Raw genomic sequence first — 10,659 nt, 5'->3', positions numbered from 1 at the left:
AAAGCCTGCACACCAACACCTTTAACCGTGCCATTCGGGTCACGCACCCTAAATTTTAAAATCGCTCAGGCGCGTTCCAGTTGCGCCCCGTACGGTCCTTGATCGAGCCAGAAACTGCGCACCTCGCCCTGTTCATTGGCTTGCCAACAGTACCCGGCATCGACGTCGAGACAGGTCAGCCAGCCGCCTTTGCACGCCGCCGTGTCGATACACACGGCATGTCCCATGTCCAGCGGCGCGCCGCTGCGTTGCGGCGTGTGCCCGCAAACCATCACGCGGCCGGATCGGTGGGGGGCACGTTCGGCAGACGATTCCCAATAAAGCATGTGGCTCGGTTGCTCGTCCAATTCCATTTCGGGGTAGGCGTTGGCGTGAACGAAAAAATGGTTCTTGCCGACATAATACGGCTCCAACTTGGTCGACAAGAATTCCCAATGCTGTTTGGGGATCTGTTCGACATGGTCGACGCCGTACGATGCCAGGACCGCATCACCACCGCAGGCACGCCATTCGACATGCCGATTGAAGGACTTTTTCGCCGCCAGCATCATCACTTCATGATTGCCTCGAAGTGCAACCAAACCATGGTCCTGGCGATCGATTAACCAGTCCAGCACGCTGCGCGTATCAGGGCCTCGATCGACGAAATCCCCCAACGTGACGATTTGATCTTCCGGCGTAAACTTCGCGGCCGATTCCAGTCGCTTCAGCGACTGGTAGCATCCGTGTATATCCCCGATCGCCAGTGTACGCATTTCCGCTACGCCAACAATACTTTGATCAAAGCCCCATGACATCCGTCGCGCGACGGCCCGGCTAAAGTGATACCACGTTCGACGATCTTGTTCAAAGCCAAATCCAGACTCGCGGAATCGCGTTTGCTGGGCGGATGTTGATCTACGGTTGCCGCGTGAGCAACATGCCGTGAGTGAAGAGAGGTGCGCTTCCGCGTGGCGGCGTTCCGCTATCGCTGATCCGATTCGACCGACAACAGTTGCCACTGCGCTTGCACCTCGAGCGATTCGGGGTAGTACGAATTCAGCAACGCGTGCGAGAGTGCGGCGCTGCGGGAAGGTGTCAGAACGACTCGCGCATCAACCATTCCCTCTTCATCGGCCTGCTCTGAGAGTGTTTGCACCAGACGTGCGTCACCGACCATGCTTTCCACTTCGTACCGGCCGGTTTCACCAGCGGGGACCACCCACACGGGGCGTGAGTGTGGCTGATCGGAATCCGCGAAATAGACGTCGACCTCCATTGCCAATCCCACCGGCAGTGGACGCTTCAGGTCCAGATACGGAATCCGGAGTTTCGCAACACGTTCGAATGCTCCCGCTCCGGCCGGCCGGGAATACACGCGTTCCCGCCCCCGGGCGATCGGCAGTGCTCGAATCCCAGACGTGACGATCTCGCGAAGTTGATCGGACATCGCGGCGGCCAGTGTGTCGGGTTGAGCGGGGACAATGGTCAATGGAATCTTTCCAGAAATGAGCTGCCCGGTGATGGTCTGTTCGCCGACGGTCAATGTGTAGTCAAGTTGGTACTCGATCGTGTGGTCTCCCAGCGACTCCTCGCCGAGTGAAACTCCGGGCAGATTCGATCGCCAACCGCTGCCGGGCATCGTTGCAACGGGTCTGCCATCGAGTTGCGAACGCGTCTCCGTCACGACGCCGGCGATGGTCGGATCATCGAACAACAAAAATCCGAAGGGGATCGCGCCGTTTCCCCAAATGTCGACGGGCACCCCGATAGGATACTCTTTGCGGATCGCAGGCATAAATTCGTAACCTTTGACGATGCGGATCCATTGTTCCATCGAAAGTTTCGTGCGACGCTGACGAATCAATTCCGCAGCCAGCCTGGCGGGGCGAGCGGGCGCCTTCAACATCAGGTCGATCGCGGCGTCGAGCGAAACCGGCAAGGCTTTGTCCAGCACTGCGAACGTTTCATCGGAGACAAAGACGGTTGCGTCACGGTCAAATTCGAGCTGATGCAGCTTGGGATGCCGCCGGATGTATTCCCGGTACGTCGACGGGACCATCGCACGGAACAGGGCTTGCGGTGAACCCTCGGCCGGCGGCCCATCGCCATAAGACGTCCGCATCACGGAACCCGGACTACGATTCTCGGGGGCATTGAGGTCTTCCAGAAGACGATCATGAAGCTGTTGCTTGATGGCTTCCAAAGCAGCGTGTTCTTCGGCCGTCCGAACGCGATTCGGATGAACAAGCTGGGATGCGGGTGGATCGTGCGTAACGCTGGGAGTTTGCGGGACGTTTTCCGTTGATCCTGGAGCCGCGGCGGTCGGGTTGGCGTTGGGGTTTCCGGGGCGCGCACCGCGGAGCTTCTGAAACAGCTTGACTTGCTCGGGCGACAAAATCTCCCGAATCTCATTCCACGTCTTTTGGTGTGAAAGCCAGCCGAGTTGAACCTTTTCGCGTCGCGCCTTCTCCAAATGCGATCTATCTTGTTCGCTCAAGCGTGGATATTCGTCGTCTGCCCGATCGCTTTCGGCGGTCAATGTGCGTGTGTTCTCGGCAATCCTCTTGGCGTGCTCGGCGATCGCGTCTCGGATCCTTGTCATCTGATCATTTGACAGTTCGATTCGTGTGACAAGATCGGAGTCGAGGAACGCCCGGTATCCGCGACGCTGGATGACCAATTGGTCGAGTCGATGCTGTTGGGGTTCACTGAGTAGCTTTCGCGTCTCCAACTCCGCCCGGTGCCAGTGTTGCTGCCGGTCGGCTAGCGATCCCTTCGGAGTAGTTGCGGTAGTCAGGCGATAGATCGCGGCGATGGCGCTGATTTGTTCTGACGACAATCCGGCGTCGGAACCGGCCTTGATGTCCGCGGCGATACGCAGCAATTCCCAGCCCGCACCGTTGGATCGGACGTGCCCGAGATGACTGTAGGGATCTGGCCAAAACCAATCGTCGATCAGCTGCGTGATCGTGCTCGGTCGCTTCGGTTCGGCGAGCTCGAATTCGTTGGCAGCTGTTGGCACCGCAAAGATCGCTGCCACGCCGATGCATACCAGGCTGCGCCAATGGCGGTCGGCCGAACAGTCGTGTCGCATGATCATCCCCACCGTGATTGATTTTGAGTCATCCGCGTCGTCGCCCCGCAGTCCAGCATCCTGCCGGAAAAGATTCTATCGCGACATCATACTGCTTCACATCTTTCAGCCTTCCAATCCCCAGCCACCGCAAAGGCAACGCTACAACGACTGCATCACATCGGCAAGTTTTCGGTAGCGTTGATACAGTTCTTGATAGCTTGATTCGTGGTCACGGTTCGGTTGGACGATCTGCTTTTGGGATTCGGGGACGGCTGCCATCGCGCGAGCCGCATCGGCGACGTTGGCGAAACCGCTCTTGGACTCGCCCGCGGCGATCATGCCCAACACGGCCGCACCGATCGCGGGTCCTTGTTGGGAGGGGTGCACTTCAATTTCGCTCCCCAGTACATCCGCATAGACCTGGACGACGGCGGGATTGTGATGTGGCAGCCCGCCGCTTGCGACGAACCGCTGGACGGGAATTCCGCCTTCGCGAAGCACGTCCACAATCCAACGCACGCCGAACGCGGACGCCTCCAACAGAGCCCGATACATGTGCGCCGGTGTCGTCGCCAGCGTCAATCCGCTGAAGGCACCTTTGACGGTTCCATCCATCAACGGCGTGCGACAACCGTTCATCCAGTCCAAGCACATCACGCCGTCGGCACCGGCCGGCAGCGCGATCGCGTCTTGGGCGAGTTGCTCAAAGGAGTCCAAGTTCAACAGTTTCAACAACCAGGCAAACGCATCGCCCACGGCGGCTTGTCCGGTTTCATAGCCGAACATGCCGGGCAAAATCCCTCCGTCGACGATTCCCGCCACCCCGTCAACCGGTTTGCCTTCGCGGGCATTGAGCATGTGACAACTGCTGGTTCCCATCACCATCACCAGCGTCCCCGGTTCAGCTTCACCGACCCCGGGCACCGCGGCATGGGCATCGATGGTGGCGGTGGCGATCGCGATGCCGGCCGGTAATCCGAGACGATCGGCTAAGGCTTCACACAGCGTTCCGGCGAACTGGCCCGGCGACAACATTCGGCCGGGCATTTTGTCGCGCGCCGCTGCCGCCAGGACCGGATCCACCGCTGAAAAATACGCGTCGGACGCGTACCCGGTCTCGGCCGACCACAATGCTTTGTAACCGGCTTGGCAGGTTGACCTTGGCAATTCAGCCGCATCACAGCCCACCAGTTGCCAGACAAACCAGTCGCCGGCTTCCAACCAAACCTCGGCGGCTTCCGCGACCTCCGGTGCCTTCTCAATGGTCTCCAACAGTTTGGGAAAGAACCATTCCAAACCGATCGTTCCGCCGTAACGATCCATGAACGCCTCATTGCGTTCTTTGGCGATTCGGTTCATGCGATCGGTCTGTTCGATCGCACCGTGATGTTTCCAGAGTTTCGGCCAAGCCAGCGGCGTGTCGCGAAACCGTTCCAGCTCGCACAACGGCGTGCCATCCAACCGGGTCGGCAACATGGTGCAGCTGGTAAAATCGACTCCAATTCCAACGACACGTTGGACATCGATGCCGGATTGTTCGATCGCCTTTCGAGTCGCGTCGGCCGCCGACTCAATCCAGTCGGCGGGTTTCTGGAGTGCGAAGTGTTGCGGCAGCGCTGCGCCGCTGGTCGGCAGGGTTTTCGTGATTTGCCCGTGACGATAAGGGCTCTCACAGACAGCCAATTCGCATCCATTGCGGTCGACGAGAACAGCTCGCGCCGACTCCGTTCCAAAATCAAGTCCCAACGCGACAGAATCAATTACAGCGGTCATCAGTTTCCAGTTGATCAGGCTCCAGAGGCGACGCCAACCTTGACGGCAGTCGGGCATCGTTTACGGATGCCAGTCTAACAGGGGCGTGACGCGTGTTCGACAGCCTATGCCGCATTTCGCAAGCGTGCCGGTCCCAGCGTCATCCGAGACAACGGGAGTAACCCGCCGGCGGCTCGCACGACAAGATCATGCGGGCCGGGTCATGGCCTCTCGCTCCCCTCGTCCATGTCACGCAGTTTGTAAATCAGCGCGCGGCGGCTGATCCCCAGAACTTTTGCTGCTTTGGTTCGATTCCCATCACATTCCTTCAACGTCGCCAAAATCGTCGCCCGCTCGACTTGGGACAGTCGCCCTGCATCGGGCAATTCGGCGCGCTGATCGACGGCGATGTGGGCAGGCAAATGCTCGGGCAGGATCACGTCGCCTTGGCAGAGCAAACAGGCCCGCTGAATCGCGTTCCTCAACTCACGCACGTTGCCGACCCAGGTGTGGGCCAGCATGGCGCGTGAGGCTTGCGGTGAAAAACGCACCTGTCGATTGGAAAACTGGCTGGCAAAATGTTTCGCCAGTGGAATGATGTCTTCGCGCCGATCCGCAAGCGGCGGGACGATCAATTCGACCACGTTCAGCCGGTAATACAGATCCTCGCGAAAACGTCCCTCGGTCACTTCGTCCTGCAGGTTGCGGTTGGTCGCGGCGATCAATCGCGCGTCAACGTCCACCGGTCGATCCGCGCCGACCGGCGTGACCTGATGGGTCTCCAAGGCGCGCAGCAATTTGGGTTGCATTTCCAACGGCATCTCACCAATTTCATCCAGGAACAGGCTTCCGCCCCCCGCCGAACGAAACATGCCCAAACGATTTTCCGATGCGCCCGTAAAGGCCCCTTTGACGTGGCCGAAGAGTTCGCTTTCGACCAAGGTGGCGGACAGACCGGCACAGTTGGTCGTCACGAGGGGGTGTTTCGCACGATGGCTCCACTGATGAATCAACTTGGCGATCCATTCTTTACCGGAACCGCTTTGGCCTTGGATCAGGATCGGTGCGTCCGAGGGCGCGACGACTGCGATGGTCTCGATCAAGCCCCGCATCGCGCTGCTTTCGCAAACAAACTCCGCCGGCAGTGGCGGCAGCGTCGGCTTGCCAGGGGGATTGTCGACCGAACGCAATCCCAACGCATCGAAGACAGAGACCTTCAGTTCTTCCAAATCGATCGGTTTGGACAAATAATCGTCGGCCCCGCGTTTGACCGCTTCGACCGCCTGCCGCACATCGGCGAATGCGGTGATCAGCACAACAGGGACGGTCGGTAAACGTTGACGAAGCTCTGGAAGCGCTTCGATGCCGCTCATGTTCGGCAGTCGCACATCCAACAGGATCATGTCCGGCGGACGCTGCTGAAGCAATTCGAGCATCGACTCGGCCGACGACGCCTCGATGATCTCCAGACCTTGACGCTGCAGAAAACCTCCGATCAGCTCGCGCTGGGCCGGTTCGTCGTCGACGATCATCAAAACGGGTTGGGCTGGCGATGCTTGTTTCATGTGTCCAATCTGCGCCAGGAACCTTTATTGCAACGCTGTGAAGCATTTTTTAGCGGTAGGTCGCGAGCCCTCCGTTGTTTTGGCAAAGATGAAGTACCGGAGGGCTCGCGCCCTGCCGCTAAAACCTCAAGAAACACATGGGGAAAATGCTTCACAGTGTTGCCTTTACGGTTTGACGGAAGCCGTTCGATGGCCATTTGAAATGTTTGATGCACTGCGAATGCCATCAATCCAAAATACGCTGCCGACCTCGTCGCCGGACCTGTAGCCCACGTCCCATTGATGAGCCGCCGCAATGCGTCGCACGATCGAAAGCCCCAATCCCGTACCGCCGGGACGCCGCGTGACATAAGGTTCGAACAGAGTGTCGGCAATTTGTTCGCAGGCACCGGGACCCTGGTCGGCCAACTCGATTCGAAAGGTGTCGTCGGGCGACCGGTGCATCGAAAGTCTAATCGTGCTGTGCTCGGGCGCAAAGGCGATCGCGTTTTGCAACAGATTGAACAATACTTGGCGAAGTTGGTCTCGATCGGCTTGAATGGGTTGTGCTTCCAGTCCCACCGTTTCCAGATCCAAGTCCTTGGCGTCCAGGTCTGATTGAAGCAGCGTGTTTAATTCCGTCACCAAGTCTTCGATCGCCAGCGTTTCAATCTGTAGATCGGCTTGGCGAGCAAAGGCGAGGAATTGATTGATCCGGGCGGTCACGCGGTCGCATTCTTCGATGACCGCTTCGGCCTGTTGCTGCTGGTCTGCTCCAGGCAACCCCGCGTCGACCAACCGCTGTGTCCAGCCACGAATCAAGCCCAACGGATTTCGTGTTTCGTGTGCGAGCCCAGCTGCCGCTTGCCCGAGTTCACGAAGATGCCGTGTTTCGGCCGTCAGCAAACGGGTCCTTCCTTCGGATTGGGCCAGCCGAACCGTGAACTGCCAAACCGCACCGATGGCGACAAGCAACAACGTCCCCAAAACGAAAATCAGAATCCGGCTTCTCGCTTCGAGGTAAAATTGGGACATGGTTTCCGTCCGATCCAAAACGACAACCGATCGAAACGATTTTGTACCCGCCGGTTCCATCGGCACCAAGAATCCCCCCGGCATCGGCGGATCGTTTTGCATCTCAAATTCACGGACCAGTTGCAACGTGTCATCGACGACATGTTCTCCCGCGGGCAACTGAGATGCGATGAGGCTTTCGTCTCCCGCGACGTACGTCTGTTCTGCGTCGCCACCTGCGATGACTGCGATGGCTAGCACGTTAGTCGATCGCGCGAGCGTGTCGAGCGTCGTCGGAAGCTGCTGCCGGACAAAGGGGCTGAACCAACGATGCGATTGAATCGAATTGCTGACGGCGGTCGACAAGGCATCGCCTTGTGACGAGAGCGTGGCGTGGATCAATCGACATTGATGAACGTGTTCGGCACGCTGCCAGACCGCAAACATCACCCACAACGCAACCAAAACCACGAGTCCGACGATCCGTGGTTTGGGGATTGGTTTGGCGATCATGCGCTGCATCGTTATCTTGTTGGCGTTGGTGAAGGAGGTCATTGTAGGACAGTTGCCCCGTGCCGGTCCGGCGGTGCTCGCGTCGCTCGACCGCCGGCGACTTGCTGCCATCGGATCGCGGATACAGCCACAGCTCCTACGCGGGGCCGCGACCGCTGTTCCCGCGGCCGCCGTTCCCCTGGCCGCCGTTCCCCTGGCCGCCGTTCCCCTGGCCGCCGTTCCCCTGGCCGCCTCCCGCACCGCGGCCGAGCCCATTGCCTCCGGGACCCTTGCCGGGACCCTTGCCGGGACCCTTGCCGGCACCGTTACCGGCCCCAGTTCCATTTCCGCCCCGTCCGGCACCCTGGCGTCCTTGGCCGTTTCCGCTGGAATGAGCGATCGCGTCGAATTCGGCCTGAGTCAGGAACTGCGCCGTGTAGCTGGATCCCTGCGATGCAATCTGGGATGCGAACGCGCGAAGATGGTTGTGTGAAGCCTGCATCAATCGCTCTAACACCTGACGGGTCCCGGGATCGCTGGTGGCGGCCAGTTGTTTGCGGAGGTCGGCGATGTCCATTTCTTCAATTTTGGCGCCCACCTTCAGTGCTTCCAGCGGACTGCGACTGCCCTCGGCGATCAGGGTCTGATACAGCCGTTGGTATTCGGGTGTCACAAACACGCCCGGCGCGTTGCTGGATCGCTGAAGCCCCATCCCGCTGCCTCCGATCAGCCTCGCTACGGACTGCATGTGCTGGGATTCGGCGCGCGCGATGTTTCGGAACACCCTCTGACTCGAAGTCTTTGCCAGCGTGTTGTAGACATCTCGCGCCATTTTTTCCTCTTCCCACAAGCGGAGCAGGTCGGTCGAGTTGTCGTCGATGCCATACAACCCCGTTGATTGTCGGCCTCGGTTGGCTTGCTGAATTGCCCCTTGAGAACCGCGCCGCTGAGCGGATCGTTGTCCGGCGCCCTGTCCGGCACCCTGTCCGGAACCCTGCCCGGCAGCGTTTCTTCCTCTCCTCTGTTGAGCACTGACATCCAGTGGAACCATCGCGAGGACAACGATTGCGGATAGTCCAAGTAGTAACCGTTTCATGACACTCACCTTTGTGTTGGTTGGATTGTTCTTACTTGGGGCAACGCAAATCCAATGCCGCAACCGCGACTGGCACTTGGAATTGTGCCAATGAGCCCAATTTCTCTCGCTCAGTGTGTGTCAATCGGGTACGGCTACCAGCAACGTGTCGTGACGATTGACTTCGCCCCTGCAATGAATGCAGGCGCCGGCTCGATTGACCCTGCAATTTTTGCGCAGTTGGCGGTCGCGTCTGTTACAGAATCGACGTCTGGCGATCGAAATGAAAAACAGGCGACAAAGAATTCCGGTCAATCGAGCGCCAATTTACTCGGTTTCAGGCTGGTTTCCGGGCTGCCAGACCGGTGCGACGCGGAAACTTGATCTCGAACGGCACGCTGGTTGCCAACCCATTCGTTGAAACCATCCACTCTGGCTCCGGTCGACGGGGCGAACCGTAAAAGGGAAATTCAATGAAGAAGCTTGTATTGTTGTCTGCGACGTTGACGGTTTTGATCGTGCTCGCCTCAGGTTTGACCGGCGCACCACTGACCGACACCGACAAACCAACAGACGAATCCGCCAAGCCAACTCCAGCTTGTTGCCAGGACAACGCCGCAGCATCTGCAACGGTACCGAACACCGACGGCAAACCGGCCTGCTGTTTGGCAGCGAAGGACGCCGGATCGGTACTCGCCAAGACTGACGCTGAAAACGCATCGCAATGCGCCGATTGCCTGAAGCCCAACGCCAAGGGGGGATGCGGCAATTGCGCCGCCGCGGCAGACGAAATTGACGAAGCGGCCGTCGCCGAAACGGTAGCCGGCAAGGCATGTCCTCTCTGTAGCGAAGACGAATGCAAACAGCAATGCAAAGACTGCGCCGCGGCGAAGAACGATGCCGAAACCGCTGCCGCCAAACCGGCAACGGCGGTCGACAAAGGGATGGCGATGCGCGGTGGCTTCGGCAACGGACGCGGGGCAGGCATGGGACGCGGGGCAGGCATGGCGCACAGTCATGATGCCCAGCACGATATCGATCACGAAGACTTTTTTTTCTTGATCGAACACAAAGACACGATCCGACGCAAAGTCAAGAACCTGCCCAACGGCATCGAAACCCTGACCGAATCGAACGACGAAGACGTGGCGGCACGAATTCAGAAGCATGTCGAATCGATGTACGATCGGATGGAAAACGTCAACCCGATTCGCATGCGTGACCCCTTGTTCCGCGAGATTTTCGCCAACGCGAAGAAGATCAAGATGGATGTGGAACACACCGAGCACGGCGTCCTCGTCCGCGAGACGTCCGAAGACGCCTACGTCGCCGAACTCCTGCAGGAGCATGCCAAAGTCGTTTCGCTATTTATCAAAAACGGCTACTCGGAACTGCCCAAGAACCACGCTCCGCCGACACGTTGATTGGGCGCCCCGATCGCGATCCGCTGTGAAGCATTGTTAGCGGTAGGGTGCGTGACCCGAATGGCACGGGCAAGGGTGTTGGTGTGCAGGCTTTAGCCCAATACCGCTAAGTTAAGCGTCGTTTCTTCAGATGAGGGCCCGTAGGCTCGCGCCAAACGGCTGATATTCGTTTGACATCAGCCGGTTCGCGCCAGCGTCCGGGCCCCCTCATTCATGTTAACTTAGCGGTATTGGCCTAAAGGCTAGACACCAACGGTTGCTGAATCCCGTTTTACTAATGTCCGCGCCATTGGTACCTGA

The 10,659-nt window shown here is 58.9% G+C and carries 8 protein-coding genes; 2 read left to right on the top strand and 6 right to left on the bottom strand.

From position 1 onward, the window contains the following. Positions 1-65 precede the first annotated feature (65 nt). The 6 genes from NZK35_RS32960 to NZK35_RS32935 all read right to left on the bottom strand — a co-directional run bounded on the left by NZK35_RS32960 (position 66) and on the right by NZK35_RS32935 (position 8,956). Complete coding sequence (locus NZK35_RS32960) at positions 66-755, bottom strand: metallophosphoesterase family protein (protein ID WP_259636782.1); 690 nt, start codon at positions 753-755, stop codon at positions 66-68. A 209-nt stretch (positions 756-964) separates the two neighbouring features. Further along, on the bottom strand, positions 965-3,076 hold the full coding sequence (locus tag NZK35_RS32955; RefSeq protein WP_259636781.1) for a hypothetical protein: 2,112 nt from the start codon (positions 3,074-3,076) through the stop codon (positions 965-967). Between the two features lie 141 nt (positions 3,077-3,217). Continuing rightward, the gene (locus tag NZK35_RS32950) at positions 3,218-4,831 is read right to left on the bottom strand and encodes a ribulokinase (protein ID WP_259636780.1); all 1,614 of its coding nucleotides are present in this window, start codon (positions 4,829-4,831) and stop codon (positions 3,218-3,220) included. A gap of 200 nt (positions 4,832-5,031) precedes the next feature. Then, positions 5,032-6,375, bottom strand: coding sequence for a sigma-54-dependent transcriptional regulator (locus NZK35_RS32945; RefSeq protein WP_259636779.1), 1,344 nt, complete (start codon positions 6,373-6,375; stop codon positions 5,032-5,034). 165 nt (positions 6,376-6,540) lie between these two features. After that, positions 6,541-7,881, bottom strand: coding sequence for a sensor histidine kinase (locus tag NZK35_RS32940; protein WP_259636778.1), 1,341 nt, complete (start codon positions 7,879-7,881; stop codon positions 6,541-6,543). 136 nt (positions 7,882-8,017) lie between these two features. After that, positions 8,018-8,956 (bottom strand): DUF2202 domain-containing protein, encoded by a 939-nt coding sequence (locus NZK35_RS32935; protein WP_259636777.1) that lies wholly within the window; start codon positions 8,954-8,956, stop codon positions 8,018-8,020. Positions 8,957-9,106: 150 nt separating this feature from the next. Between NZK35_RS32935 and NZK35_RS32930 the strand changes: the two genes are divergently transcribed. Both NZK35_RS32930 and NZK35_RS32925 read left to right on the top strand, forming a co-directional pair. Further along, positions 9,107-9,319 (top strand): hypothetical protein, encoded by a 213-nt coding sequence (locus tag NZK35_RS32930; RefSeq protein ID WP_259636776.1) that lies wholly within the window; start codon positions 9,107-9,109, stop codon positions 9,317-9,319. Between the two features lie 89 nt (positions 9,320-9,408). Beyond that, the gene (locus NZK35_RS32925; RefSeq protein ID WP_259636775.1) at positions 9,409-10,359 is read left to right on the top strand and encodes a hypothetical protein; all 951 of its coding nucleotides are present in this window, start codon (positions 9,409-9,411) and stop codon (positions 10,357-10,359) included. Positions 10,360-10,659: the final 300 nt, after the last annotated feature.

Source organism: Stieleria sedimenti, assembly GCF_025060895.1.
Taxonomy (GTDB): domain Bacteria; phylum Planctomycetota; class Planctomycetia; order Pirellulales; family Pirellulaceae; genus Stieleria; species Stieleria sedimenti.
This window is presented reverse-complemented; position numbering and strand designations above follow the sequence as displayed.

What these genes read in the sequence shown, in the direction of transcription:
- NZK35_RS32960 (WP_259636782.1), bottom strand. Translation starts at nt 755, where the DNA reads ATGCGTACACTGGCGATCGGGGATATACACGGATGCTACCAGTCGCTG.
- NZK35_RS32955 (WP_259636781.1), bottom strand. Translation starts at nt 3,076, where the DNA reads ATGCGACACGACTGTTCGGCCGACCGCCATTGGCGCAGCCTGGTATGC.
- NZK35_RS32950 (WP_259636780.1), bottom strand. Translation starts at nt 4,831, where the DNA reads ATGACCGCTGTAATTGATTCTGTCGCGTTGGGACTTGATTTTGGAACG.
- NZK35_RS32945 (WP_259636779.1), bottom strand. Translation starts at nt 6,375, where the DNA reads ATGAAACAAGCATCGCCAGCCCAACCCGTTTTGATGATCGTCGACGAC.
- NZK35_RS32940 (WP_259636778.1), bottom strand. Translation starts at nt 7,881, where the DNA reads ATGATCGCCAAACCAATCCCCAAACCACGGATCGTCGGACTCGTGGTT.
- NZK35_RS32935 (WP_259636777.1), bottom strand. Translation starts at nt 8,956, where the DNA reads ATGAAACGGTTACTACTTGGACTATCCGCAATCGTTGTCCTCGCGATG.
- NZK35_RS32925 (WP_259636775.1), top strand. Translation starts at nt 9,409, where the DNA reads ATGAAGAAGCTTGTATTGTTGTCTGCGACGTTGACGGTTTTGATCGTG.